Annotated in this window: 21 protein-coding genes and 2 rRNA genes; 2 read left to right on the forward strand and 21 right to left on the reverse strand. The window is 46.0% G+C overall.

From position 1 onward, the window contains the following. Nucleotide 1 precedes the first annotated feature (1 nt). The 6 genes from trsS to DESDE_RS12635 form a co-directional block, all read right to left on the reverse strand. On the reverse strand, nucleotides 2-1,327 hold the full coding sequence (gene trsS, locus DESDE_RS12610; RefSeq protein WP_014794410.1) for a radical SAM (seleno)protein TrsS: 1,326 nt from the start codon (nucleotides 1,325-1,327) through the stop codon (nucleotides 2-4). Beyond that, nucleotides 1,324-2,073 carry a DVU_1556 family methyltransferase gene (gene trsM, locus DESDE_RS12615; protein ID WP_427846198.1) on the reverse strand — a complete coding sequence of 250 codons (750 nt, stop codon included), beginning with the start codon at nucleotides 2,071-2,073 and terminating at the stop codon, nucleotides 1,324-1,326. The genes trsS and trsM overlap by 4 nt, the downstream gene beginning before the upstream one ends. Then, nucleotides 2,057-2,503, reverse strand: a complete 447-nt coding sequence (locus tag DESDE_RS12620; RefSeq protein ID WP_014794412.1) for a DVU_1555 family C-GCAxxG-C-C protein — start codon at nucleotides 2,501-2,503, stop codon at nucleotides 2,057-2,059. The genes trsM and DESDE_RS12620 overlap by 17 nt, the downstream gene beginning before the upstream one ends. Before the next feature lie 11 nt (nucleotides 2,504-2,514). Then, entirely contained in the window at nucleotides 2,515-2,724 is a 210-nt protein-coding gene (locus DESDE_RS12625) for a DVU_1557 family redox protein (RefSeq protein WP_014794413.1), read from the reverse strand. Continuing rightward, nucleotides 2,721-5,018 (reverse strand): pyridine nucleotide-disulfide oxidoreductase/dicluster-binding protein, encoded by a 2,298-nt coding sequence (locus tag DESDE_RS12630; RefSeq protein ID WP_014794414.1) that lies wholly within the window; start codon nucleotides 5,016-5,018, stop codon nucleotides 2,721-2,723. Before DESDE_RS12630 ends, DESDE_RS12625 begins: the two co-directional genes overlap by 4 nt. A 101-nt stretch (nucleotides 5,019-5,119) precedes the next feature. Further along, nucleotides 5,120-7,852 (reverse strand): molybdopterin-dependent aldehyde oxidoreductase, encoded by a 2,733-nt coding sequence (locus tag DESDE_RS12635; protein WP_014794415.1) that lies wholly within the window; start codon nucleotides 7,850-7,852, stop codon nucleotides 5,120-5,122. Nucleotides 7,853-8,162: 310 nt separating this feature from the next. Between DESDE_RS12635 and DESDE_RS12640 the strand changes: the two genes are divergently transcribed. Together DESDE_RS12640 and DESDE_RS12645 are read left to right on the forward strand one after the other, a co-directional pair. Further along, a complete protein-coding gene (locus DESDE_RS12640) occupies nucleotides 8,163-10,049 on the forward strand; it encodes a sigma-54-dependent Fis family transcriptional regulator (protein WP_014794416.1) in 1,887 nt (628 codons plus the stop codon). A 232-nt stretch (nucleotides 10,050-10,281) separates the two neighbouring features. Next, complete coding sequence (locus tag DESDE_RS12645) at nucleotides 10,282-10,941, forward strand: TVP38/TMEM64 family protein (protein WP_014794417.1); 660 nt, start codon at nucleotides 10,282-10,284, stop codon at nucleotides 10,939-10,941. A gap of 97 nt (nucleotides 10,942-11,038) precedes the next feature. On the opposite strand, the gene DESDE_RS12650 is transcribed toward DESDE_RS12645, so the two are convergent. From DESDE_RS12650 to DESDE_RS12710, 15 genes are all read right to left on the reverse strand, one after another. Beyond that, nucleotides 11,039-11,590, reverse strand: coding sequence for a 4Fe-4S dicluster domain-containing protein (locus tag DESDE_RS12650; RefSeq protein ID WP_014794418.1), 552 nt, complete (start codon nucleotides 11,588-11,590; stop codon nucleotides 11,039-11,041). Beyond that, nucleotides 11,587-13,656: a molybdopterin-containing oxidoreductase family protein gene (locus DESDE_RS12655; RefSeq protein ID WP_014794419.1), complete on the reverse strand. Its 2,070-nt coding sequence runs from the start codon at nucleotides 13,654-13,656 to the stop codon at nucleotides 11,587-11,589. The genes DESDE_RS12650 and DESDE_RS12655 overlap by 4 nt, the downstream gene beginning before the upstream one ends. Beyond that, nucleotides 13,643-14,902: an NAD(P)/FAD-dependent oxidoreductase gene (locus DESDE_RS12660; protein ID WP_014794420.1), complete on the reverse strand. Its 1,260-nt coding sequence runs from the start codon at nucleotides 14,900-14,902 to the stop codon at nucleotides 13,643-13,645. The genes DESDE_RS12655 and DESDE_RS12660 overlap by 14 nt, the downstream gene beginning before the upstream one ends. After that, nucleotides 14,890-15,366: a 4Fe-4S dicluster domain-containing protein gene (locus tag DESDE_RS12665; RefSeq protein ID WP_014794421.1), complete on the reverse strand. Its 477-nt coding sequence runs from the start codon at nucleotides 15,364-15,366 to the stop codon at nucleotides 14,890-14,892. The genes DESDE_RS12660 and DESDE_RS12665 overlap by 13 nt, the downstream gene beginning before the upstream one ends. A gap of 13 nt (nucleotides 15,367-15,379) precedes the next feature. Beyond that, entirely contained in the window at nucleotides 15,380-17,179 is a 1,800-nt protein-coding gene (locus DESDE_RS12670; RefSeq protein WP_014794422.1) for a SulP family inorganic anion transporter, read from the reverse strand. Between the two features lie 113 nt (nucleotides 17,180-17,292). Further along, on the reverse strand, nucleotides 17,293-17,883 hold the full coding sequence (locus tag DESDE_RS12675) for a gamma carbonic anhydrase family protein (RefSeq protein ID WP_014794423.1): 591 nt from the start codon (nucleotides 17,881-17,883) through the stop codon (nucleotides 17,293-17,295). Between the two features lie 100 nt (nucleotides 17,884-17,983). Next, complete coding sequence (locus DESDE_RS12680) at nucleotides 17,984-18,922, reverse strand: sulfite exporter TauE/SafE family protein (protein WP_014794424.1); 939 nt, start codon at nucleotides 18,920-18,922, stop codon at nucleotides 17,984-17,986. A gap of 61 nt (nucleotides 18,923-18,983) precedes the next feature. Then, nucleotides 18,984-19,361, reverse strand: coding sequence for a hypothetical protein (locus DESDE_RS12685; RefSeq protein WP_014794425.1), 378 nt, complete (start codon nucleotides 19,359-19,361; stop codon nucleotides 18,984-18,986). A gap of 262 nt (nucleotides 19,362-19,623) precedes the next feature. Next, nucleotides 19,624-20,295, reverse strand: a complete 672-nt coding sequence (locus DESDE_RS12690) for a Crp/Fnr family transcriptional regulator (protein WP_028305567.1) — start codon at nucleotides 20,293-20,295, stop codon at nucleotides 19,624-19,626. A gap of 236 nt (nucleotides 20,296-20,531) precedes the next feature. Next, the gene (locus tag DESDE_RS22560) at nucleotides 20,532-20,873 is read right to left on the reverse strand and encodes a hypothetical protein (protein ID WP_242831242.1); all 342 of its coding nucleotides are present in this window, start codon (nucleotides 20,871-20,873) and stop codon (nucleotides 20,532-20,534) included. A gap of 6 nt (nucleotides 20,874-20,879) precedes the next feature. Further along, complete coding sequence (locus DESDE_RS22565) at nucleotides 20,880-21,335, reverse strand: hypothetical protein (protein ID WP_242831243.1); 456 nt, start codon at nucleotides 21,333-21,335, stop codon at nucleotides 20,880-20,882. A gap of 90 nt (nucleotides 21,336-21,425) precedes the next feature. Then, the gene (locus DESDE_RS21920) at nucleotides 21,426-21,569 is read right to left on the reverse strand and encodes a hypothetical protein (protein ID WP_162470825.1); all 144 of its coding nucleotides are present in this window, start codon (nucleotides 21,567-21,569) and stop codon (nucleotides 21,426-21,428) included. 165 nt (nucleotides 21,570-21,734) lie between these two features. Further along, the gene (locus DESDE_RS12700; RefSeq protein WP_014794427.1) at nucleotides 21,735-22,652 is read right to left on the reverse strand and encodes a ketopantoate reductase family protein; all 918 of its coding nucleotides are present in this window, start codon (nucleotides 22,650-22,652) and stop codon (nucleotides 21,735-21,737) included. A 517-nt stretch (nucleotides 22,653-23,169) separates the two neighbouring features. After that, nucleotides 23,170-23,286 (reverse strand): 5S ribosomal RNA (rrf, locus tag DESDE_RS12705). A gap of 138 nt (nucleotides 23,287-23,424) precedes the next feature. Continuing rightward, a 23S ribosomal RNA gene (locus tag DESDE_RS12710) occupies nucleotides 23,425-26,480 on the reverse strand. Nucleotide 26,481: the final 1 nt, after the last annotated feature.

A 26,481-nucleotide genomic window follows, 5' to 3' on the forward strand; every position in this document is an offset into this window, starting at 1 on the left:
GCTATGACCCCTTCCGGTAGAGAGATTTCCCCTGACGGTTGGTAAGATTATAGGCGCAGAAAGGAATCATTCTCTCCTCAGGGCTCAGAACATGGATGCAGCAGTTTTGCAAACGCTCTAAATCCAGATTCCAGGCATCCTGGAAGGCCATACCGGTGACGGCAAAGCCGGCCTCTTTAATCCGCTTAAGCTGAAAGTCCCAAGAATTTTCGTCACGGCAGGCACAGTCCGTTTCTCCAGTCCCGCCCCACTGCCGGGCGACAAAGGCCCGGGTTTTGCGAACCAAATCCTCGGCCGGTTCAGGTTCGCCGCAGCAGTTAGTGGTCTGAACACTTCTTAAGGTACCGTCACTTTGTTTGACAAAGCTGCCGCTGAAAGAGCATCTCCCGTTATTGGGCTTTAAATCTATCCCTTGTATGAGTCCCTGCGTTTGCTCTTCAATAGCCTGAATGACCTCAGGTAAAGTAAAGCGGTCCTCATCCCCGGGCACCTGTGGGATCCGTCCGAAATAACTGACAGGCTGAAAATGAACTCCCCGCACCCCGGGATGATGGTCCAGGGCAAACCTCACCATATCACCGATCTGCTGTGGATTGATGCCCGGCACCAAGGTAGGGACGAGAACCACCCCAATCCCGAACCGGGAGCAGTTTTCTATGGCTTTCATCTTGTCCTTAAGCATTTCCCGTCCCCGCAGCGCTCTATAAATGGAATCATCCACTCCATCAAATTGCAGAAATACCGAATTCAATCCCCCTTCCTGTAATCGCCTTACATAGTCCATATCCTGGGCTAAACGCAGCCCGTTGGTATTAATCTGAATAAAACCAAATCCCTCCGCCTTACCCAAAGCCACAATTTCAGGCAAATCGTCCCTCAGGGTCGGTTCCCCCCCGGATAATTGAATATTGGTGGGACCACTGGCTTCCATCACTTTCCGATACCAACCGGCCAAAACCTCCAGGGATGGGTCCTGAACACTGTCACCGGCATCGGCAAAGCAATACCGGCAGTTTAAGTTGCAGCGCCGGGTGACCTCCATGAGCGCTGTGCAGGTCTGTTTCCAGTGATCGGCACATAATCCGCAATCGTAGGGACAGCCCTTTTCCACCTCTGTAAAGCAGGCCAGGGGTTGACTGGGGATCGTCGGTCTCATCCAGGATTCCCAGCTGGGATTTCCCCGCCAGAGAAGGGCGCGGTATTCTCCATGCTCAGGGCATTGCTTTACCATATAAACCCGATCCTCTTCTGCTATTCGCCTGGCCGGAATCCGCTTCAGACATTCCGGGCAAACACTGCGGGTATCCGTTATACTGTGATCCCTCAATGTTCAGCCTCCTCTCTACCTTCCTTTTGGGCAATCAACTGGAAGTACCCAACTTTTGCCTTCTTAAGAGCAGCCTGAACTTCAGCCGGATCTGCTGAGCAATCCGCGGACTTCAGCCAGAATGCGCTCATCGAACCATGGGTCATGATAAGTTCCATGGTCAGTTGAATTAAGAGGGCCGAATGATCCTGCCATTGGCTGATCCGCAAGCCCCTACTTTGCAAACAATTTTCCAACTCTTCCTTGATCAGGGCACTTCTAATACAAGAATCCATCCTGAGAGCCTGAAGGTCTGGGACACCTCGGGGGTCGCGGGCATAGACATCATGGATAACCAGCCGGCCGTCAACCTTAAGCACCCGCTGTATTTCAGACAAGACTTTGTTTATATCCAACATTAAGGAAAGGCTGCATTCAAGGAAAACCCCGTCCAGGGAATTAGCTTCAAAGGGAATATCCTCTCCCCTCCCCTGGCTTATCGGTAAACCGGGATAGGCCTCCCGGCCCCATACCAGTAATCTTTGCGAGGGGTCAATCCCATAGGCCTCTAACTGATATAAGGATCTCAGCCTATCGACAGTGGCTCCCCAGCCACAGCCCACATCAAGAATCCTGTCACCCACCTGAAACCTGCAGTTTCCCACAGCCAGATCTGTCAACTCAAATCCGCCGGGGCGTAAGGTATTGCCGGTTGTTTCACGCAACAAATTCTTCTCGTAGAAGGTGCCTTTAACATTCCTCATCATCTTTTTCCGTTTCCATATAAGTGGCAACAAGCTCCTGAACCTTGTCATAGGTAGCGGAGATAGTACTGCCACATTTGACCGGATAGTCTGTCCCTTCTTCCAGTTTGTAATGAAGAATATCCTCACAAAGCAGACTCCCGTAAGTTTCTTCGAACCACTCCAGCAGCTCTTGCACCATCCTATGGATTTGGGGATGAGATTGCTCGGACACGGTTCCTTTACCGGCTACCAATCCTAGCAGGCAAGCTCCCCCGGTCAGCACACCGCAGGTAGCACCGGAACGCCCCATACCGCCGCATAAACCATGCATGGCCCGTATAAGTTCCTGAGCATCCTTGCCTTCTTCCTCCAAACCAATGATTAAAAGAATTTGGCTGCAGCAAAATCCCTGGGCCGCCAGTTGGAACAAACGAAAACCATCTACCGGCATCCTTATCACCTCTATTTATCCTCTAGGCTTTGCTCTACCTCGAACATCTTTCCTAAGGCCAGATCCTCCGTAATCAAGACCAAGCCGCATTGGGCACACTTCAGTTCTTCTACCCGGATTTCATTGCCCAGGTAAGCAACCGTCACTGTACCCCGGCTAAGCTCGGCGTTGCACTTACCGCATTTCCAGACTGTTTTAGGTTGATTCTCTCCCTTGCTCATGACTTCACTTCCTCGATAACTTCCATCCGGTGGCTGTAGGCATTATGAACAAGGTAGGCACCGCTCTCCTGAGTCTTGTATTCCACCCAGTAAGTAACCCGGCTCGGACGGTGATGAGCCAAACTATGGCCATTCTCAGGATTAATGAACTTTCGGCCGCTTTTCTCAGCCGCCTGGATGGCCTGCTGAACATCTTCAATCAAGATCAACCGCTCTTCCATGCTTTTTCTGACCTCTTCCCTGATTATCAGTTCTATGGCTCGATTCCCCCCTTCGGATTCCAAAGCTTCCCGCCAGATTTCCCGAAGCATTGTTCTCTTTAGCTTAGCCCGGTTCTCGTGGCGGCGTGAAAACCCCGGATCTTCCCGTGCAGCTGCATCCCTTTCTGCCTTGGGAAAAATCAGGTCGAAAATATGGACGATCCGTTTGCCATAAGCTGAGAAACGATCACGGCACATAGCGCAGTAAGCAATATAGTCCAGAGAACTTTCCTGACTTCTCGCCACCGTGACCTCCTTAGCTAAACTGCGGTTAGCAAAAGACATCAGTCCACCGAAACCGCAGCATTTGGTCAACTCTTTACTAAAAGGCAGTTCTTCCACTTGACAATTGAGTTTGTTTAAAAGCTCCCGAACAGCCCTGTGAATACTCTCCTCATGCCGGGTGGTGCAAGGATCCTGTACCGCAAATTTATAGGGTATATTGTGGACTGGAAGAGAAAGTTCCAGGGTGTTCAGCACTTCCCAGAGAGATACCACAGGGAGCATCTCTTTAAATAAGCTATAGCAAGAGGAGCAGGCCACAATGACCTGAGGCCGCCCCAAGCTTTCCCATTCTTTGACGAGATCAGCCATTGCCTTTTGAAACATTTCCTGCTCTCCAGCCCATTGGGCAGGGGCTCCGCAACAGCGCAGCATCAACCCCATCCCTCCCGGCAGATGTGCCGTCAATAGAGCATATACTTCCTCCACATGCTCAGGTGCCGATCCACTGAGCTGACACCCAGGGAAAAAGACAAACCTGCTCTCACTGAATTCAGGCTGGTGGCGGGTCAACTGAAATTGCTCACTGTTGCTGAACGCCATATCCTGTAGGGCAAAATCATAGGCTGAAGGGGGCATCCGCTTGTTTCTGACCATCCCTTCCCTGGAGCTCAGGCATACCTCCCCCATATTCAGTTCATGGGGACAGATTTCTGCGCATAACCCGCAGAGACTGCAGGAATTAATCATTTTATTGGCATAACGGGTTCCTTTGACAATGGCATCATTATTGTATATCTCCCGCAGATATTTCTTGGGGTACCGGCCATAGGACTCCAGGTATTTGCAGGCTTTAACACATTCCAGGCATTGACAATTCAGACAACGCCTGGCCTCCGCCAAGGCTTCTTCGCCACTATACCCTTGGTTTTCATCCTTCATGGCCACAGTATCAAGAGGAGCAATCCCCTCCAAATTGACGAAAAGATTGCTGATATACTCACCCTCCCATTCCCGGGAGGCCGTCAAGGAAGCCCCTTGCAGGTAACGGTCGATGGACAGGGCGGCCCTTCTGCCTTCAGCGACCGCCTGAATCGGTGAAGGCTCGCCCATATAGGCCCCGGCAAACACTCCGGCCTGGGAAGTGGCACAGGTATGTTTATCCACAGAACAGTTGGCTCCCAACACATCCGCAGCTGGAGTCGCCCCAGCTGCCAGGGCGATGTACAGGGCATCGAATTCCTCCTGCAGGGAGGGCAGGTCTTGTCGGGTGATGAGGGAATTCACACGTATTTCCATGTTAGGACGGTTGAGAAGCTTCAATTCCTCCCTGATGACATCGGTGGGCAGCCGCTGCTCAGGATAAGCCCAGAGCCTCCCGCCCAGCCGGTCCATTGCCTCAAAGATGGTGATCTGAAACCCTTTTTTCGCTAAATCCAGTGCAGCGGTTAACCCCCTCAGCCCCCCGCCAATCACGGCGACCTTTTGACTTTTATACGCCATAGGTTTGGCCTTGGGAGTTTTATAAATATGGTTTTCCACACAATATTTTTCCAGGGCGGAGATAGAGACGGCCCCTCCCACCTCTCCGCGCCGGCAAACCCCTTGGCAGGGATGATCACAGATTCGGGAGATGATCCCCGGAAAAGGCTGTTTTTGCCATAGGGCCGCCAAGGCTCCCTGCCAGTCCTGATTCTGACTTGCCTGCAGGAACTTCCTGGCATCAACGTGGATAGGACATCCTGCCGTGCAAGCGGGAGGACTTTCCTGGATACATTTACTTTCCAATCGTCTCAGTTCATCCTGCTCCATTTTCATCCCTACTTTTGGCTTAATCTACTAAAGAAAGGGCCGCTGCAAACCTTACCGGCCTGAGCCGGCCAGGCTTGCAGCAGCATCAGAAAGTAAAAAGATTATGGTTTGGCCTTTAACCCAGCCAGGATTTTTTCCGGAAGGGCAGGCAGTTTGGTTATGCGTACACCGCAAGCATCGGTAATGCCATTGATGATGGATGCATGAGGAGAGGTCAGGGGTGCTTCGCCGACACCGGAGGCTCCGAAGGGTCCATGCTCACGAGGGGTCATAACATAGTCGACCACCAGTTTATCGGGAACATCTTTGGAATAAGGCAGACCGCAGCTGATCAGGTCAATATGTTTATTTAAGTCTTCAAAGTCTTCGCTTAAGGCCAGACCAAGTCCTTGGATCATCCCGCCGTACATCTGGCCGTCCACCACCAGCTTATTAGCCAGGGTTCCCACATCAAAGATACCTGTCATGCCGAGAACTTTTGTTTTTCCCGTATTAATATCCACTTCCACCTCAGACAGGAAAGCTGCATACATATAGGTAGTGAAGGGGGCCCCTTGTCCGGTTTCCAGATCGCAGCCGTTATAGCCGGCGGGGGTACTGTACTTACCGACGAAGTGGGTGGGCAGACCTGCTTCTACCTGTTCAGCATAGGTTCTGTAGCTGCCGTCAGGTTTTTGAATACCTTTTAACAATTCTTCACAGGCAATTTTAGTTGCATTCCCGGTCATCACTTGGGAGCGGCTCCCTCCGGCAGGACCGCTGGCCGGTGTCTTAGACGTGTCATTCATAACCAGCTTGATTTGTTCCGGTTTGATTCCCAAGGGCAATAAAGCCTGGTGAGCAGTAGCCAATGTTCCCATATCCGCGCCTTGACCGTGATCTTCCCAGGCATTGAAAATAGTAACACCTGTTTCTGTATAATCAGCCCAGGCTTCCGAACCATCCGGATTATCAAGACCTGCTCCATAAGCACCAAGGGAGATACCTACTCCCCGTTTTTTATCTGCAGTGGATTCTGCTTTGGCTTTTTCTTTAGCGGCATCGTACAGAGGTCTCAATTTATCCATTATTTCAACCAGGCTATAGACATCAGGCTGACACCCTGTCGGCGTGGTATCACCTGGCCGATAAACGTTCTTATAGCGAAGTTCAAAGGGATCCATGCCAAGCTTCTCCGCTAATTCATCCATCAGCACCTCGGTAGCAAAGAGGCTCTGGGGAGATCCATAAGCACGAAAAGCGGAACCCCAGGCATGGTTTGTACAGACAGTACGGCCATTGCTGCGAATATTGGGAATCATATAGCTTGCGCCGATAAATTGACTGCCCCGCAGAGTGACCAAGTCGCCAAATTCGGAATAGGGACCGTGGTCAACGCTCCAGTCCGCCTCCATAGCGAGCAATTTCCCTTCCTTTGTCGCTCCGTATTTAAGGTTAATAAAGAAGGGGGAACGCTTTCCGGTATAGGTTATTTGCTGATAATAGTCAAAGTTCAAAAATACCGGTTTTCCGGTGGCCATTGCTGCGACTCCCAGCAGGGCCTCAATGGTCGGACTAAATTTGTAGCCGAAGGTTCCGCCCGCGGGATTCTGAACCAGCACTAATTTCTCGGGTTCCAAACCCAGCCCCGGAGCAATCATAGCGTGATGCAAGTGGATGCCAATACTCTTGGAGTGAATAACAACCCGCTCCTCATCATCAATGTAGGCAAATCCCACATCCGCCTCCATAGGCAAATGGGGCTGACGTCCCACATAAAAATCATCCTGTACTACGACAACATTGGGGTCTTCCATGACGGGAGCAGTTTCTTCCCCTTTAATGACTTTCGTTTCCCAATAAATATTGGGTGTTCCGGGGTGGATTTCGATGGCATCATCTGCCATAGCCGCCGGTGCGCTCATATAAGCAGGCAGGATTTCCAATTCAACCTTAACTTTTTCAACAGCAGCCTGGGCATGTTCTTCGGTATCGGCGGCTACAATAGCTATGGCATCGCCGAATTGGAATACTTTTTCATCGCAAAGAATGGGACGGTCCCAACCATCCCCCTTATTGTTCGGGAAAGTGATCAAACCGGTAATGCGGTTTTTCCCTTGAACATCTTTATGGGTAATAACTTTATAAACCCCCGGCATTTTTTCAGCTTCAGCGGTATCGATGGAAAGGATATTGGCGTGAGAAACCTTGGCTTGAACCAGTTTCAACTGCAATGTGCCACAAGGCATTTTTATCCCCAGATCCGCACCATAATCACACGTTCCGGTGACCTTAGCCAGAGCTGAGGGACGGATATAATTGCTCCCCCAAATGGAACCGTCCTGAGGAAGCTTCTCCCACAGTTCCTCGACCTTGACTTCACCGCGGATTAACCGGGCTGCTGTCATGACCGCGTCGACTAAAGGTTTATACCCCGTACATCGGCAGGCATTCCTATGTCTTTGGAACCAATCCCTGACCTCTTCGCGGGTAGGGTTCGTGTTTTCATCCAACAGCCCTTTGGCAGAAACGATGAAGCCAGGACTGCAGAAACCACATTGGGCTCCACCATGGATCATCCATGCCAATTGCAAGGGATGTAGATTTTTTTGGGTGCCTACACCCTCAATAGTCATAATTTCTGCTTCGTCAGGAACTCGTTTCATTTTGGTCACACAGGAACGGACAACCTTTCCATCCATAATGACGGAGCATGCACCGCATTGAGCTTTTCCGCAGCCAATTTTGGTTCCGGTCAAATGCAGTTGGCCGCGCAACACATTAGCCAGCGTTACTTCCCCTTCAACGATCAGGGTTTGGCGTACTCCGTTGATGACTATGCTCTTGTTGATCAAAGAAACCACTCCTTTTTTTATCAGAATATTTTAACTTCAAGCTATTTATTGCAAGTTTTGTGCCAGTGGGAATCTATAAAATTTCTAGTATACTTTAAAACGAATCTGCAACAATCAAGGGATTTAACCCCAGCTATTCTTACTATAGAACCCAGTCCTTCGTTAAGGTTTCAAAAGTGAACACTTTATGTCGGAACACTGTAATCAAAATGAACATTGAACCGTTGAACTAAAAGACTATATGTGATACCCTTAATATTGGGAAGTAATGGTAATCGGGGACTTCTATCATGATTAGGAGTGATTGATAATGCCACAGGAGAATTGGCTAAGGTTTGTTAATGGAGAACCGGTGGTTCAAGATATTACACCTTTAATTTATCGCTCTTGGGAACGAAGTCTGGGTCACAATATTAATCCTACTGTCATTTCACACAATAAATTCCTTAACGACTCTGATCTACGGGAGTTGCGGGAATCCCGGGAAGACCTTATACGTGCTGCAAGCTCTGTCCTGCCTTTTCTATTCCAACTCCTCAACAGCTGCTCAAATTTCTCCATCCTGCTCGGGGATAAAGATGCTTTTATCCTGGAGTCCCTGGGAGAGGGCCCTTTCTTAAGTAAAGCCCAACGGATTTTCCTTTCTCCGGGGGGGAATTGGGGAGAAGATGTAAAAGGGACAAATGCCATTGGCACAGCTCTTGTCGAAGATATGCCCGTCACCATACACGGTGTCGAGCATTATGTACAAGAGAACCATTTTTTAACCTGCTCGGCTGTACCTATACATGAACTTAACGGTGAAGTTATCGGCGTTATCGATATCAGCTCCGAAATCGGAAATCAGGATTGTACTCTGGATATCGCCCTTACAGGGGCACGTTTAATTGAACAAAACCTACGCAATTTAACTATTGAACGCGAGCTAAAGTTCTATAAACAAGGTACTAAGCTGGCCCTTGACCTTTTAAAAGAAGGATTCCTTTCTGTCGACCGGCACGGAATGATTACCCAGATCAATTCCCTGGGTGCTTCCCTCATCGGCTTGAAAAAGGAGGATCTTTTAGGCAGGCATGTTGCCGATGTTTTAGGTGCACCGAAAGGCTGGCTCTTAAATCAGGATATTCTTGATTTAAGGCATAAAGACAGCAAAGGCCATGAAGTAGTGACGCATTTTCAACGAATTTCCGACAACTCGGGAAACTCCTTAGGGGCTGTGGGTGTAATACAAATTCATGAGCAGAAAATGGATGGTTTGGGCTGGGTGGGTAGAACAAGTCTTAAATCACAAGTAATTTTAGAAAAAGCACACAAAGCAGCTCAAACTAATTTCTCTGTCCTCCTTCAAGGACAGACGGGTACGGGAAAAGAGATTATAGCCCGCATGATTCATGAATTAAGTTTGCGCAGGAACGGACCTTTCATTGCTCTTAACTGCGCAGCCATTCCCAGTACTCTTCTGGAAAGCGAATTGTTTGGCTACGCAGACGGCGCTTTTACAGGCGCCCGTCGCGGCGGACAACCGGGAAAATTTGAACTTGCTCATGAAGGGACCATTTTCCTGGATGAGATTGGTGATATGCCACTTAATGCGCAAGTTGCTCTTTTGCGTCTGCTTCAGGAAAAATCACTTACCCGAATCGGAGGCAAAACCATTCAGAAAATTGATGTTCGCGTTATAACCGCTTCTCACAAAGATTTAAAGGCTCTGGTTGATGCCAATGCCTTTCGCCATGATTTATTCTATCGGCTTAAAGTGGTGTCTATCGATTTACCGCCTCTGGTCCAGCGGCTTGAAGATTTGCCCGAGCTGGTCACTCATTTTATACATAAAGCCTGTGCTGCCATTGGTCGGCCCATTATCGAAATCGATGACCAAATCCATCCCTATTTTTATTCCTATAGCTGGCCCGGAAATGTTCGCGAATTGGAAAATTGCATTGCCGGGATGGTTGCCATGTGTACTGACTCGATGCTCACAGTCGATGATTTACCCAAGGAAGTAAGAGAATCTTTGAGTGAGAAAGATGGTTCAGAACCTATATCTATGCTTGCTCACCAAACTCGTCAAATGATTCTTCAAGCCCTGATTGAAACTGACGGAAAAATTCTGCCTGCTTCCCGGCTCTTAGGGATTAGCCGTACTACCTTATACCGAAAAATGAAAGAGTTTAATATTAGCGTACCGAAAACTTAACCAGGAATGATAACCTTAAAAATATAAGGGGCTGCGTGAAAATTTAAGATTTTACGCAGCCCCTTCTTAAATCATTTTAAACTCCAAATCTACACTATTTATCACTGTTCTTTCTGCAAGTCTGTTACTTATCCTTAAAACTATATATAATATGAAAGTAGATCCTGTTTTTTTACTCAGTGCCAAAGGGCATACAAAAAACGCTTGTTCCCCAAGGAAGGTGGTAAACAGCTTGAAGGTTCAGACTACTCATGGTAAAAATAATATTTGGCTTACCTTAATTCTTATCATTTCTACTTTACTGATTGTCCTCTTTTTCTATCTCGACCGCAGAAATGAACTCTCTACCCTGATCCAATCCTGGGGACCCGGCGGTATTGTCCTTGCCATTCTGATTATGGGAGCACTTTGTATGACCCCCATACCTTCCGAGGGATTTTTTATTCTCTTGCTTAAGATCTTCGGTGTGTTCTGGGGAGCCCTTTATTCCTGGATAGGATATACCTTAAGTACCTTTATCCTCTACTATCTTGCTCATTATTACTTGAAAGATTTCTTCCAGAAGATATTTTCTCCACAACTTTTTGAAGCGGTAGATCATTGGATTGACAGTAAGGGGACCTTAGGGCTATTTATTGCCCGTCTTATTCCTTTTCCCGCCCACGCAGTGGGCTATATCGCTGGTGTTATGCCGTCGGTAAAACTATGGCCCTATGTCTGGACGGGTGCCGTAACCATTATCCCCTATTATTTAGGGACCGCCCTCATCTATTTGGGTTTGATCAATTCAACCTCCCTTTGGCTTTTAATCGGCGCCGCTGCACTTATCATCCTCTGGGGACTCAGCTATCTGTTTAGGCGACAAAGCAGCACATATTACGGAGAAAAATAAACCTCATCCATAAAAGTTTCTAGGAGTAAAAGCAAAAGGCCGTCATAACAGACGGTCTTTTACCATAGTCAGGGGGGCGTCAGACTGTGTCCGGCAACTATCTTCCCGGGAGTAAAGTTAACACCTTATTTTCAGTATCAATCCCATCAATTTTTGCCATATAGCCTTTTTTCTCCGCTTCAATTTCTCTTTCCCTGGCAAGCCTAACCACCTTTTCTTTTGCATCAAACACCCTGGCGCTGGCGGGGCAAATAGAGACACAGGCCGGGGATAAACCGGAACTTATGCGCTCTTTACACAGACTGCATTTACCAACAATGCCGTTATTCATGATTCTCATGGCTGCGTAAGAACAAACCGATGCACATACCTGACAGCCAATGCATAACAATTCATTATGAACTACGACACCGTCATCAGAGCGTTTAATTGCTCCCACCGGGCAAACCGCTGCGCATTGTGGCTCACTGCAATGACGGCAGGACACATGGGCATAATACCTTACATAGTGGTTATTTAGAAATTCGACCGGAATCATTTTCAGGTAGTTATTACCTGGAGCAAGACCATTCTCCTGCTTGCATGCTGCCAAACATGCTTTGCATCCAATACAAGTCGTGCTATCGATTAACATTGCCATGTCGCTCATTTTTCACATCCCCCTTCGGGATAAGCCCTGCATAATATGTTTTTATGAGGGAAATTCCCTCCGGGCTGATCTAGTACGCTGGGCAATAGTGTATTGATCGGGTCTAAGTTATATCTTTTGCCAAAGTAGGGTTGAGTAAAGAAATGATTTTGAGGCACGGAGTAAGTTAACTTAACAGGTAAGGAAATTGCCCCTGTCGGTGTTTCAATTCGGATAGTCTCGTCATCCTTAATGCCAATCTTAACTGCCGTCTGGGGATGAATCTCAACATAGGGCTTTTCGAATTCTCGTGCCAATTTGCTGTATTGACATTGTGTATGATAATGGGCTGCCACCTTAACAGAGCTAACAAAATAAGGATAATCTTCACGGCTCACCGATTCATTGCCCGGGGATTCAAGAGGATCTCTGTATTTGAGCACAATCCCTTTTTCTCTTAATAATTCAACCTTCTTAGAAGAGGTATTGAATCCCTTGCTATACAGTCTGTGATTTTCTTCTCCCCCTTCAGGGTAAGGATAATGAACACCACCGGGCTTTTCGGTCATTTTTTCAACTGTAATGGCACTAATACTCCCAATAAGCTTCCGTTCTACATCCCAGGCTTCTTCGGGTGTATCGGGGAAATACTCTGAAGGAAGTCCCATTTTTTCCGCAATTAATTTAAATACTTCGGCAGCCGGTTTTGCTTCGCCATAAGGCTCGACTGCTTTATCTCGCCATTGCATGACTCTGTGAATTCCCGGTTGCATACCTGCTTCTTCCAGCCAATGAGTTGCCGGTAAGACAATATGGGCTAAACTGGCAGAGTCATCAAGGGTTAAGGTGTGAGATACAACCAATTCAAGATTACCTATGGCTTTTTTCATGCGGCTACTCTCAGGCCAGTTAGCACAAGGGTTACCCGCAATATACATCATTTTTATTTGGCCGCTCTCCATACCCTCAATGACCTTGTCAGCCGGAAGCTTGAAGCTTGGCTTTACGACATGTTCAGGCTTAATCAAATTAGCCGGCTGCCCATACCCGTTGAGATGGGAAACTACTCCCGAACCCGGCTTGCCAACATTGCCGAGAATGGCCATTAAGGATTCAAAGGCCATTAAGGCGTGCTCGGCATTATTTACACAAACAATTCCCCGTCCCGGCCACATGATGGCAGGTTTTTGTGTTCCCAGCTCATGAGCTAAGTCTTCAATGACCTTTTGTGGTATCCCTGTTATCTTTGCTGCCTTCTCCGCTGTGAAATCCTTAACAGCTTCAGCCAGTTCCTCAAAGCCATTCACATTAATATGAACAAATTCTTCGTCATAGTGCTTATTCTTGATGACCAGGTGCAAAAGGGCCATGCCTAAAGCACCATCAGTTCCCGGGTTAATTTGAATAAATTGATCACTTAGTTGAGCTGTTTCAGTATAACGGGTATCGATGGTAATTATTTTGGCGCCATGTTTTTGACCTTCCTGCAGCCAATGAAATTGGCCAGCTTTCGTTTGCGCACAGTTATTGCCAATGTTTAAGACAATCTTTGCGTAAATGACATCATGAAGAGGAGCCGTAGCCGCTGCCTTGCCGAACATTTCTTTTCTGACTTTTTCCTCTGAGCTGAAACAAATGGGTCCGGTGCCATAGTTGGCAAAACCGGCTATTTCGCTAAAGATCTTTAAGGCAAACTTGCTAAAGGATCCTCCAATTTTAGAGGTCATGCCGATAATAGAACCTGTGCCGAAGTTGTCTGAGAGCTCCTTATACTTCTTAGCTATGGTATCGATAGCTTCCTCCCAGCTAATCCGAACAAATTCACCATTAACCTTCTTCATAGGGTATTGAACTCGTTCCGGACCATGCAAGTTTTCAATAATTTCTATGGGTTTAGGGCATATTTTGCCTTTATTATAGGGATTATCCGGATCACCATAAATAGCTTCCACATTTCCATGAGAGCCTATCTGAACTTTAAGACCACACCCACCGTTACAAAGGCAACAAATTGAGGTTTTGACCTTGTCACTGTTAGGCATAGGGGTTCTATTTCTATGAAGCCCCTGGACTCTAACATATGCCATAGAAATTTCCCCCTTTTGCTTCTGCTAAACTATACCCCTGAAACCGAACAGGATGATTGAGCCAATAGTTTAAGGTATCCAAGCTTACTTTGGTTTTTTGCTTGATCATTGAGGTTAGAATGCCGGCACCATCAATATCGCCCACCATGATCATGCCAACCAAAATGTCATCTTTAACAATAAACTTCCGATAACGTTTGGTTACTTTATCATAAGTGCTCAACTCTTTTCCTTCTCCGGTGGGCAGATAGGGAATTCCCGCCGAAACGACGCCAACGCCGCAAAACACTGCCGAATTAGAGCCAACGGCTCCTTCGTAAACTCTCTCGACTCCAGCCATATTACTTCCGGCAACGGTTCCTTGTGCTGTCGCCACAGGCCAGATGGAAATAACTCGTTTTTCATCCCAAACAGCATGATAAGCTTCGGCAACATCTCCCGCTGCATAGATATCGGGAACTGTCGTTTGCATATGCTTATCTACTATAATCCCGTTATTAACCTTTACACCGGTGTTTTTTACCAGATCAACATTGGGGCTAACTCCGGCAGCCATTAAAACCAATTGACAAGGAATTTCCCTTCCGGAGCTTAGACTAACTCCTTCTACTTTGTTTTCGCCCAAAATCTTGCTTAATTTCGTGTTGTAGATGATTTCATACCCATCCTTCTCTAATAACTCGGTTATAATTTGCCCTGTATGAGGATCAACCGATCTGGACATGATCCGGGAATTAACGATGATTGAAACCTTAATGCCGAGTTCATGAAGTCCATGGGCCCCCTTAAGTCCTACTAATCCAGCCCCCATGACCACCGCTTCCTTGACATGTGGAGCAAAATCCATGATCTTACGTGCATCTGCCAGAGTACGAAGCTCGAATACTCCTTCCAAATCAAGTCCTTCTACCGGTAAGGAGTAGGGAGAAGCACCTGTGGCAATTAAGAGCTTATCATAGCTGATAACTTCCCCTGATTGTAATGTGACGCTTTTCTCTGCATCATTCAGTTGTTCAACCTTTTGCGGAATGAAGTCGATGCCTGTTTCGGCATAGAAATTGGCATCCCGAATATAAATGCGCTCTTTATCGATTTCTTTCCCGATATAATAGGAGGTTAAGCAGCGTGAATAAGGTCGATTGTCTTCTTCGGAGATCATCGTTATTTTCCCCCATGGATCGAGTCCGCGGATCGTCTCGGCTGCGAAAATTCCCGCTGCGCTGTTGCCAATAATCACATAATGCATATTAGATCACCTTCAATTTCTTCTTCATACTCCGCAGAAGTACCAAAGAGGAGCGCCTTCCTCGAACAAGCTAAAACACAAGGTGGTTGTTCTTCATCCAGGCATAATTGACACTTTCCGGCTTTACCAGTTGTTTCTTGAGGAGCGATTGCGGCAAAAGGGCAAACCATAACACACATATAGCACCCCACACATTGCTCTGCATCATGTATGACATTTCCTTCATCGGAATACCTCAGGGCACCCGCCATACAAGCTTCCACACAGGAAGCATGAACACAGTTTTGACAAATAGATACTGAATAACGACCATCTAATCCTGATAGTCTAATATGTGGTTTTGCTAAAGGTATCTCAACTTTAGAGTTAAATAAGCTCTGGGTTTTGGAGTGCTTTTCACGGCAAACTTGCTCACAAGCTAAGCATCCGTCACATCGTTGGGGTTGAAAATAGATTTTGCGCATGAGCGTCTCCTTCCTAATTAGTGTTCTGCGAAACGGCTTGTCTTGGTGAATCAAATTGATCATTAAATATAAATGCGCTATTGCTAAACATTTCTTTAACTTTGCTTATATCGTAATCCAGAAAATATTTTGCTCTTTTTAAAGCCTCATTGGATGATGCGAATAAATCTTCTTGAGAAATAAAAATGTTTTCCTCACCTATTTCCTGGGCAAGCTTCGATTCTGTCAGCAATTTATCCACACTTGAACTCACACCGGATATGATGACTTTCCCGCCTGTTTCTTTTATCTTTTGGACAAACAGTTTCATGGTATCCAGGGAGGTTACATCGATGCTATTCACTCTTTTCATGCGAATGATAACAATACTGGCTTTGCCAACAAGTAAATCCAGCTTCTTTTCCAGCTCATCCGCACAACCAAAGTAAAGATTGCCTTGAATATGCACAATAAGTGTATCTACTTTTGCTTCAACAGATTGTATCTCTTTTTCGATGAAGGTATTCTCTTTTCCCTGAGCAGGGGTAAGGATCTTGATATGAACTTTGCTCCCTTCCCTAAGATAGATCATAATTGAGACAGCAATCCCTAAATAAACCGCTGTATCCAAGTGAGGTAATACTACTGCCGCAACGGCTGTCGTACCCATGACTAAGGCATCTGCTTTATTTAATTTAAATATTCTTTTGATTTCGGCCCTATTGACCATATTATAGGCAATGTTTAAAATCACGCCGGCTAAACTCGCCATGGGAATATACTTGGCATAAGATCCTAGAAAAAGAAGCACGATGGCCACAAAAACTCCCGAAAGAATGCCGGCTATACGTGTGGCGGCGCCGCTTTGGAAGTTGATAGCAGAGCGGCTGAACGATCCGGTCCCCGGAAAACATTGAAAGAAGGGAGCGACCACATTGGTGATTCCTTGTCCCATGATCTCCTGATTGGCATCAATTTTTTGTCTGGATTGGGAGGCAATTGCCTTGGAGATTGAAATAGCCTCTACCAAAGCAATAATGGCAATTGCGATAGCGCCGCTCATTAATTCACCGGCAAGTCCAAAGTCAAAGCTTATCATTTTAAAAGGAGGCAACTGAGATGGAATAGTTCCGGTGAGCTTTACCCCAAATTGCTCCATAGAAAATACTACTACCAAAACGGACGAGAGGCAGACTCCCAGTAAGGCACCAGGCAGGTTTTTGTTAATCCTTTTACAAATCACGATTACAAGAATAGAGAGTAAGCCTAACCCCAGTGCGTAATAATTAACCTTTTCTAAATGAGTCACTAAATAAAGCAATTTATTGAGGGTAGACATTTCCGATGAGTTAGGGATTGAAATACCAAGAAATGAGTTCAATTGGCCTAATCCGATCAGTACGGCTGCACCGGCGGTAAAACCAACAATCACCGAATGGGAGACAAAATTAATTAACTTACCAAGTTTTAATATTCCAAAAAGCAATTGCAACGCACCAACCAAAAAGGTCAAGAGAAAGAGTATCTCATAAGCGTTTTCCAATGCCATATGATTTTTCATACTACTCGCTACCAGGAGGGCAATAGCATTGGTTGGCCCTCCAATTAAGTGGTTGGAGCTGGAAAAAAGCGAGCATAAAATTGTTGACACAATTGCCGTATAAAGACCATAGACCGGGTTGACTCCTGCTATGAGTGCATAAGCCATAGATTGGGGAACAGCAATCACTGCTACGGTCAATGCGGCAGTTATATCTTTTTTGATATACTCTTTCTTATACGTTCTAAGAGTATCAATCAATGGGAAGTGTTTCTCAAATACTGCTGTATTCATACCCTTTACCTTTCTTTCGTTAAAAAAGTAATCTGATTGAGGATTTCGATTGGATAGAAGCGGGACATAGCTTTATAACTGATTCTGTGCATAGTCCCGCCTTGATTTTGTTTTTACTCAGCTCCCATAGCCACCTGAGCAAATATCTCATCATCTCTTTCTCTGTATCCCCTGCCAAGTTCTTTGTTAATCTGCTGAACTTCATGCTTAAAGCTGATTTCCTGCAGAGCGATCGCTGGAAGTTCCCTGGTCTCTGCTTCAGATTGAATGATCCTGCCCACAGGAACTGAACTATCATCAGGCAGCTCTACATTTAGGACCATTGCACCATGAGATACAAATGAATTTTTACCGAGTTTAGCATTGTGAACTATCGCTCTAAAACCCACAAATGTTTCCCTGCCAATAAGGGCCGGTCCGTGTACCAAGGCACAATGAGCTATGCTGCAGCCCTGACCAATCTCAATAGATCCACCCTTCAGGCAGTGCATAATCACCCCGTCTTGAATATTGGCTCCTGCACCAATGATAATAGTTAATCCCTCATCCGCCCGAAGCACTACATTGGGGCAAATCATTACATTCTCACAGACTCTGACATCACCGATCAATACAGCCGTCGGATGAACATAGGCTGTATGATGAACTTTAGGGTGCTTTGAAGTCCTATTCCACGATGTCTTTGGAGAATTCTCTAATATCATTACTACAGGCCCTCCTCGAATATCCACTGATGCTCTGTGATTCACTTACACCCCAATACGCTAAAATTACCACTATCACAAATAATTAGACTAAATATCTTTAGATATGAATACCAAATACCGGCAAGAAATATTTCAAACCAATATAGAATAAAAGAACACCTAAGAGCATTTTCATATAACGGGCATTGATATACTTTGATACTCTGGCCGCTACAACTGTTCCGATCGCAACACCAACTAATTCAAAGGCCAAAAAGGTAAGGTCTAAGGAACTTCCCATAGAAAGGTAGTTTAGAATACTGGTTGATGAAGATACCAATATGGATAAGGCTGAGGTTCCGGCTACAATATACATTGGGAATCCAAGTATGCTGGTCATGAAAGGAACAAGTAAGAATCCGCCGCCTACTCCCAAAGAAGCAGACAGAATGGCAACTAATAGCCCCGCAATAAATACAACAATGGCATTATACGTGAATTCTTCGCCTGAAAAAGTAAAGCTGTTCTTGATACCGGTTTTTTGGAACCTAACACCGATTTCCTTGATCTCGTTTAATTTTCCTTGTTCACCGAGTTCCTTAACCTTTTTAGCAAAGTTGTCATTGGCTTGCTTTACTTTCTTTTGGCTATTTATAAATCTATTTGTACATTCATAAGCAATTCGAAATGAAATACCCAAAGTTACCAGTCCAAAAAAAGGCTGAAAGACATTCATATCTTTTAATAAAGAGTGAGAGAGAGAAGATCCTATCATCGCACCAATGATTCCACCCAAACCCAAAACGATTGCGGTCGGAATAACAACTCTGCGTTCTCTAAAATAGAGAGGGGTACCTACTATAGGGGTGACAAGGGTCAAAATTTGATTCATAGGCTTTACCATATTGGCATTTTTAAGTCCGAAAATACTCATATGCCCTACACCTGCCAGGATACCTCCTGCTGCTCCAACGGATGTAAATACATATCCGATAAAAACCCCCCAAAGGACTAAAAAAATGGGATTTGCATCAACGCCGGCTAATGGAAAATGCATACTATTCTCCTCCTACTTTTTTATTTTTCAGTTATTAACCTGAAAATTATCCCGTGCTACTTTAGCGAGTATGGTCATAATCAGTCTGGCAAGCGGTTTTTAATACTAAATGAAATAAAAAGTACATACTTAGATAAGCGAATACCGTACTTACTTGCCAGTTAAAAAGAGGAATAGTGATCGTTTCGAATTTTAAACTAATCAAACATGCCAGGACGAGATGGGGAGAAAACTTATAAAGCGAGTCGACTCCCAGAGCTGTCAGGTACTCAAAAAATACTTCTCTCATTTCTGCCTGGATTGACTTAAAAGCTGCTGCATCTTTAATATCCACCGCGACTTTTAAAAGTTCATCCAATTCCTGATACCTTTTCTTGTGCTGCTGAATTTTTTGGGAGTGAGGATCTTTGAGGAAATTCAGAAGTTTAGAAATATGCATCAATGTCAAGACCCTTTCTTAAAGTTGAATTGATTACAGCCCGGTCCTTGTTCCTGTTCCCCCTTTCACTTTTATTAGGCTATAAAAGAAATTTATCATAACTATAAAAAAATGCATGCTAAGAAAATGACAACATTTATGTCATTTATTTAACACTTTTTATGTCAGGAAAATGACATAACGATCTTGCCAAATAAAAAAGATGCCTCCTGATTTAGTCCTTACACTGACTAACCGGAGACATCCTTCTCTAATATTTAAGTTAAACTATCCAATTATTTAGTTTTTCAAAGTCCACTATATATAATTCCTTATCCTCAATAGCTATACTATTCTCATCCTTAAAGACATTCAGCAGCGAAGTAACATTCTGTCTGGAGGTACCTATCATGTAGGCAATCTCCTCATGAGTTAACCGAAAGTTTATTTTCGTACCTTTAGGAGTATCGACCCCCATTCGTTTAGCCATTTTTACTAAAAACATCGCTAGTCTCCCAGGTACTTGAAAACAAGCCATTTCTTCGATTATTTGTTCTGCCTCTCGCATTCTGATCGCAAGAGTTATTGAAGCTTTAATCGCAATTGACGGATATTTCACAAGTAAGTCCATAAATTGGCGATGCCGTACTACTACTAATGTAACCTTGTTAATGGCACTTGCAAAACAAGTCCGATCCCCTCTATATAGCGTCTCCGCAAGCCCCATTAGTTGTCCCGATGATCTTATACTTCCAACAGTAACCTTTTTACCATATGGGGATACCCGGAATATCCTTACATAGCCTTCCTTGATATAGTAGACACGATCAGCCGTATCACTTTCAGAAAAAATTACTTGTCCTCGGTGATAATGCACGATAGTTCCAAATTGCAAAATAAAACTTTCTTCTTCTTTACTTAACAATGTTTTAGCAAAGTTAGCATTTTCTATCATAGGCTTTACCTCATGCTTTACAAACTTGGCATTAAAACTCATTGTATCATCCATCACGATTCTATCACGATTCACTGATAACTACTATATTTGCCAACATTCATTTTTTAAATGATGGAGATAGTGTTTGTTTATATTGATTCTAAATGATCACCATTCAGGCAGGAAGGCCTGTCGCCAAACGTTCGGATAAACGTAGGCGCAGGCCCTATCTCTTTCATCTAAGCCAGGTAGCTTCAATTTAGTTCTATTTCCTGATTGACAACTAAGTGTGCCTCAGGCTGATTAATGGTTATGGTGATTTTCTTACTGGTCTTCCACAATTCATCTTTACTATCCATTTCGAAACCTACACCCATTCTGCCTCCATTATGAAAACTTCCTCTACTTCCAACCTCAAGCACTTCTCCATGTTCATTCGTAATTTTCAGTCCTGAGGAATAGTAGTTAAAGTGATCTACAAAGACAGTCTCCGGGGCCATGATAATATAGGGCAGCTTGTTTAGAAGCTTTTGGGGCGGCTCCACAATCTCCAGTTCCAGCCAACTGGTTGGATCGATACTCGATAATCTGACCATACCGTCTTAGAAGGCTACTGCCGGGACCTGCTCCTCAGTAACCTCGATTTGGCCTTCTTTACTTACATAAAATGACCAATCTACAGGTATATTTATGACCTCAGAGGTTTTGAATTGGATAGCTCTGATATCCAAGGATACTTTACCTGGCCACTGGTTCAATGGTTGAGCAGAGAAGATAAACTTGAAGGAATCCGGAGCATCACCAGGAACAATGGATTCATAACTAAGTCCTGCAACTTGCCCGTCAGACCTTATAAAACCTTCAGGGATGATCCAGTTGGAAACGGTTAACGTAAGTTCCTGTGCCGGAACCGGAGTATGATAACCCATAAACACCATGATCTGATGATATCCCTCCGAAGAGACACCTCCCCACCTTTTACTTAAAGGCTCCATAGATAAATTATTTCTGGCATAGTCTTCGGGAGGTATATCAATAACCCTCTGCGACGCCATCAAATAGTTTTGGTTCGTTCCGTGACCGTATAGAGCACATAGGTATAAGACGGGGTATACCACACCTTTTCAAAAGTCACTATGGCCTCTGTGTCAGGGATAGGCTTGGTTATATTGATATCCACAACTTGCCCTGACTGTTAAGCCCTCTGCCAGGTCATATTCACCCGATAGTCGCAAAAGATAGCCAAAGATCGGCTCCCTAAGTTCTATATACATTTCTTTCAGGTTTCTCATCGCAGCATCACCCAGACCACCGCCTTTCTCTTGCTTCTACCTACTTAGTAAGAAAGCGTTGTCGTTTATTACAGAAAAAAATAAAAAATATACAAAACGGCGATAAACTCTAAAGGTTTGATCGCCGATAAAAATCTGTATATCCTAATGCCTATAATGAATTCCCTAATAGCCGACCTCCACAGCCTTTATTTGATCGTAAAGGCTCTGATTCACCGGTGTAGTAATCCCATACTTTTTCCCCAGTTCTATGACTGTACCAGCAAAAAGCTCCACTTCGCTATAACGTCCGGCTTCAACATCCTGACGCATTGAAGGTTTTCCTTCCGGGCTTAATTGGCTGAGGACCCCTAACCAATAATCCAGATCAGCTTCGCTTAAGTCAATGTCCTCTTTTTCCGCTAAGACAATGACCTCTCTCATCGCTGCAATCATCGTATCCCTGGCCTGCCCTTCTCTTTGTATAACACCATAATTGCTGCCATAGACAGCCACCGCCTGGTTGACACCCACATTGAGCATCAATTTACCCCACAGGCGCTTTGGCATATCAGTATCAACGAGATAAGGGAATTCCATCTTCGCAAAAAAGTCTGCCACTCTTTTAACCTTAGATGAGCTGCTTCCGGGCTCCCGATCGCCAAAACAAAGAAAACCCATATGGGCATAAGTCAATCTATTCCCCTCTTTGACCGCATCCATTCCCTGGGCAACAGAGTATAAGACTTTGTCGTGGCCATAAATCTGACTAATCCTAGCCTCACTGGTAATCCCATTTAAAGCAGACAAAATAAGAGTATTTTTCCCCACTTGATTCTTGACTGCCCGGATAGCATCTTCCAACCCACTGTGCTTTACCGTAAATAGAACCAGATCTGCCGGTGAGGTCTTTTCCTCCGGCGTCACATAGTGGAACTCACACTGTTGCCCATTACAAAAAATCGAATCCTTTATATATCTATCTATTCTCTGCTGATCGGCAATAATTCTTAAGTCAGCCTGGGGCATTTTCTTTGCAAGATGACTTCCATACAATATTCCCATAGCACCTAAGCCGATAATTGCTACCGTTTTGATCTCCATATCCCGCTCAATCCCCCACTAACTATTCTTTAAAGTCCCTATTTCTTATATAGATGAACCTCAAATACAGTATACCATTGGTACTCTGTGTATTTGTAGCCCATTAATCACTTTGAAGCAGGCGTAGGGGTAGTACCAGCCCCAGAGCTTCTTGCTCAAATTGTTTTTTCTAGAAGGATAAAATCGGACACGAATCCGATTTTGCAATTCCATAACTATGCTTACAGAGTACTACATACAGAACGTATGTTCGATATGATTTGGCTAAAGGTAATCGCAAGAAAATAGACTTTGCAGGCCAAATTTCCAAACGTTTGGAAATTTGGCCTGCAAAATCTATTCTCTTACCTGGCAACACGGAAGGCGGACGAGCCTTTCGCCACGCGTCGTCCACGGACGAAGGCTCCTGTCTCGTGGATATTACTTTCCCAGGCGCCCCACAGCATCATGCACTTTAGTTTTCACGCAGTGAAAAGCAAAGAGACCATCTACTACAGACGGTCTCTTCACTCTACCTACCTGGCAACGACTTACTTTCCCAGGACCCTGCGGTCCAAGTATCATCAGCCCTGAAGGTCTTAACTTCCGTGTTCGGGATGGGAACGGGTGGTACCCCTCCGGTATAGTCACCAGATCTTTATGTGGTTATCTTTGAGTGAACTTCCTGTTCCCTCAAAACTACACAGAGTTTTCTTCACTGTAATTAAGCGTCCATCTTTCCTCACCTTAGTCTTGAGCCCCTCAGTGAGGTGACCTTTCCATGACCTTACGTTAGGTCAAGCCCTCGACCGATTAGTACCCGTCCGCTCCATGCGTCGCCGCACTTCCACTCCGGGCCTATCTACCTGATCATCTTTCAGGGGTCTTACCAGCTTACGCTGTGGGAAATCTCATCTTGAGGCCGGCTTCGCGCTTAGATGCTTTCAGCGCTTATCCGATCCGGATATAGCTACCCAGCACTGCCTCTGGCGAGACAACTGGTACACCAGTGATCCGTCCAACCCGGTCCTCTCGTACTAGGGTCAGTTCCTCTCAAATTTCCTGCGCCTGCGACGGATAGGGACCGAACTGTCTCACGACGTTCTGAACCCAGCTCACGTACCGCTTTAATGGGCGAACAGCCCAACCCTTGGGACCTACTACAGCCCCAGGATGCGATGAGCCGACATCGAGGTGCCAAACCTCCCCGTCGATATGGACTCTTGGGGGAGATAAGCCTGTTATCCCCAGGGTAGCTTTTATCCGTTGAGCGATGGCCCTTCCACTCGGTACCACCGGATCACTAAGCCCGACTTTCGTCCCTGCTCGACTTGTTGGTCTCGCAGTCAAGCTCCCTTGTGCCTTTACACTCTTCGCGCGATTTCCATCCGCGCTGAGGGAACCTTTGGGCGCCTCCGTTACTCTTTAGGAGGCGACCGCCCCAGTCAAACTGCCCACCTGACACGGTCCCCAACCCCGATTCAGGGGCCTAGGTTAGAACTTCAGTACAAAAAGAGTGGTATCCCACCTGTGACTCCACCAAGGCTGGCGCCCTAGCTTCTTAGTCTCCCACCTATCCTGTACATTTCATACCAAAGTCCAATGTCAAGCTACAGTAAAGCTCCATGGGGTCTTTCTGTCCTGTCGCAGGTAACCCGCATCTTCACGGGTATTACAATTTCGCCGAGTCCCTCGTTGAGACAGTGTCCAGATCGTTACGCCTTTCGTGCGGGTCAGAACTTACCTGACAAGGAATTTCGCTACCTTAGGACCGTTATAGTTACGGCCGCCGTTTACTGGGGCTTCAATTCAAAGCTTCGCTCTTTCGGGCTAACCTCTCCTCTTAACCTTCCAGCACCGGGCAGGCGTCAGCTCCTATACTTCTCTTTTCAGATTGGCAGGAACCTGTGTTTTTGATAAACAGTCGCCTGGACCTCTTCTCTGCGGCTCTATCTCTAGAGCACCCCTTCTCCCGAAGTTACGGGGTCATTTTGCCGAGTTCCTTAACGAGGGTTTTCTCGCGCGCCTTAGGATTCTCTCCTTACCTACCTGTGTCGGTTTACGGTACGGGCACTAAGTAAGCTCGCTAGAGGCTTTTCTTGACAGCTTGGAGTCGGTTACTTCGCTACTTATTTCGCTCCCCATCACCTTTTAGGTTTATTCGCGAGACGGATTTGCCTATCTCACACCCTACGGGCTTGGGCGTGCTCAACCAACGGCACGCTTAACCTATCCTTCTGTGTCACCCCATCGCTCAAACGCTTCTCAGTGGTACTGGAATCTCAACCAGTTGTCCATCGCCTACGCTTTACGCCTCGGCTTAGGTCCCGACTTACCCTGGGCGGACGAGCCTTCCCCAGGAATCCTTAGGTTTTCGGCGGGTGAGATTCTCACTCACCTTTTCGCATACTCATACCGGCATTCTCACTTCTATTCACTCCACCAGACCTCACAGTCTGACTTCGCTGCGAATAGAACGCTCCCCTACCCCTGGAACGGAATTATTAAACCCTTAGCTTTTCTTGAGCCCCTTGAGGACATTTGGAAATTTTGCTTTCATTCAAGCCTTTGTCTTCCTCATTGGAAGCAAAATTCCTCATGCAACTTCCCTTAGTGCTCCTTTTCTAAAGACTTAATAATTCCGTTCCAAGCCATAGCTTCGGTGATACGCTTGAGCCCCGTTACATTTTCGGCGCAGAACCACTCGACCAGTGAGCTATTACGCACTCTTTAAATGGTGGCTGCTTCTGAGCCAACATCCTGGTTGTCTATGCAATTCCACATCCTTTTCCACTTAGCGTATACTTGGGGACCTTAGCTGATGGTCTGGGCTGTTTCCCTTTTGACTATGAAGCTTATCCCCCACAGTCTGACTCCCAATCTAAATTCTTGGCATTCTGAGTTTGATAAGGTTCGGTAACCCGGTAAGGCCCCTAGCCTATTCAGTGCTTTACCGCCAAGAATCATTAATTGAGGCTAGCCCTAAAGCTATTTCGGGGAGAACCAGCTATCTCCGTGTTCGATTGGAATTTCTCCCCTACCCACAGCTCATCCCCTGTCTTTTCAACGACAGTGAGTTCGGGCCTCCAGTGGGTTTTACCCCACCTTCACCCTGTCCATGGGTAGATCACACGGTTTCGGGTCTACAGCATGTAACTCATCGCCCTCTTCAGACTCGCTTTCGCTTCGGCTCCGACTTCTCGTCTTAACCTTGCTACATACCGTAACTCGCCGGTTCATTCTACAAAAGGCACGCCATCACACCTTTATGGTGCTTTGACTGCTTGTAAGCGTACGGTTTCAGGTTCTCTTTCACTCCCCTCCCGGGGTGCTTTTCACCTTTCCCTCACGGTACTGGTTCGCTATCGGTCGCTAAGGAGTATTTAGCCTTGGGAGGTGGTCCTCCCAGCTTCCCACGGGGTTTCACGTGTCCCGCGGTACTCAGGATACCCTCACAGTCTTTCTCTCTTTCGCCTACAGGAGTGTTACCTTCTTTGCTCGGCCTTTCCAGACCTCTTCAACTAGAGATACAGACTTAATAGAGGGTCCTACAACCCCAACCCCCGAAGGGATTGGTTTGGGCTGTTCCCGTTTCGCTCGCCGCTACTCAGGGAATCGATTATTCTTTCTCTTCCTCCGGGTACTTAGATGTTTCAGTTCCCCGGGTTGTCTTCTGCAACCTATGGATTCAGTTACAGATATCCAGATATGACTCTGGATGGGTTGCCCCATTCGGATATCCACGGATCAAGGCATGCTTACTGCTCCCCGTGGCGTTTCGCCGCTCGCCGCGTCCTTCTTCGACTCTTAGCGCCTAGGCATCCACCGTACGCCCTTAGTAGCTTGACCA

Origin of the sequence: Desulfitobacterium dehalogenans ATCC 51507 (genome assembly GCF_000243155.2) — a bacterium.
GTDB lineage: Bacteria > Bacillota > Desulfitobacteriia > Desulfitobacteriales > Desulfitobacteriaceae > Desulfitobacterium > Desulfitobacterium dehalogenans.

Coding starts and splice junctions, on each gene's coding strand:
- trsM (WP_427846198.1), bottom strand. CDS start 2,073: ATGATGAGGAATGTTAAAGGCACCTTCTACGAGAAGAATTTGTTGCGT.
- DESDE_RS12620 (WP_014794412.1), bottom strand. CDS start 2,503: ATGCCGGTAGATGGTTTTCGTTTGTTCCAACTGGCGGCCCAGGGATTT.
- DESDE_RS12625 (WP_014794413.1), bottom strand. CDS start 2,724: ATGAGCAAGGGAGAGAATCAACCTAAAACAGTCTGGAAATGCGGTAAG.
- DESDE_RS12630 (WP_014794414.1), bottom strand. CDS start 5,018: ATGGAGCAGGATGAACTGAGACGATTGGAAAGTAAATGTATCCAGGAA.
- DESDE_RS12640 (WP_014794416.1), top strand. CDS start 8,163: ATGCCACAGGAGAATTGGCTAAGGTTTGTTAATGGAGAACCGGTGGTT.
- DESDE_RS12650 (WP_014794418.1), bottom strand. CDS start 11,590: ATGAGCGACATGGCAATGTTAATCGATAGCACGACTTGTATTGGATGC.
- DESDE_RS12655 (WP_014794419.1), bottom strand. CDS start 13,656: ATGGCATATGTTAGAGTCCAGGGGCTTCATAGAAATAGAACCCCTATG.
- DESDE_RS12660 (WP_014794420.1), bottom strand. CDS start 14,902: ATGCATTATGTGATTATTGGCAACAGCGCAGCGGGAATTTTCGCAGCC.
- DESDE_RS12665 (WP_014794421.1), bottom strand. CDS start 15,366: ATGCGCAAAATCTATTTTCAACCCCAACGATGTGACGGATGCTTAGCT.
- DESDE_RS12670 (WP_014794422.1), bottom strand. CDS start 17,179: ATGAATACAGCAGTATTTGAGAAACACTTCCCATTGATTGATACTCTT.
- DESDE_RS12675 (WP_014794423.1), bottom strand. CDS start 17,883: ATGATATTAGAGAATTCTCCAAAGACATCGTGGAATAGGACTTCAAAG.
- DESDE_RS12680 (WP_014794424.1), bottom strand. CDS start 18,922: ATGCATTTTCCATTAGCCGGCGTTGATGCAAATCCCATTTTTTTAGTC.
- DESDE_RS12685 (WP_014794425.1), bottom strand. CDS start 19,361: ATGCATATTTCTAAACTTCTGAATTTCCTCAAAGATCCTCACTCCCAA.
- DESDE_RS12690 (WP_028305567.1), bottom strand. CDS start 20,295: ATGATAGAAAATGCTAACTTTGCTAAAACATTGTTAAGTAAAGAAGAA.
- DESDE_RS22560 (WP_242831242.1), bottom strand. CDS start 20,873: ATGGTCAGATTATCGAGTATCGATCCAACCAGTTGGCTGGAACTGGAG.
- DESDE_RS21920 (WP_162470825.1), bottom strand. CDS start 21,569: ATGAGAAACCTGAAAGAAATGTATATAGAACTTAGGGAGCCGATCTTT.
- DESDE_RS12700 (WP_014794427.1), bottom strand. CDS start 22,652: ATGGAGATCAAAACGGTAGCAATTATCGGCTTAGGTGCTATGGGAATA.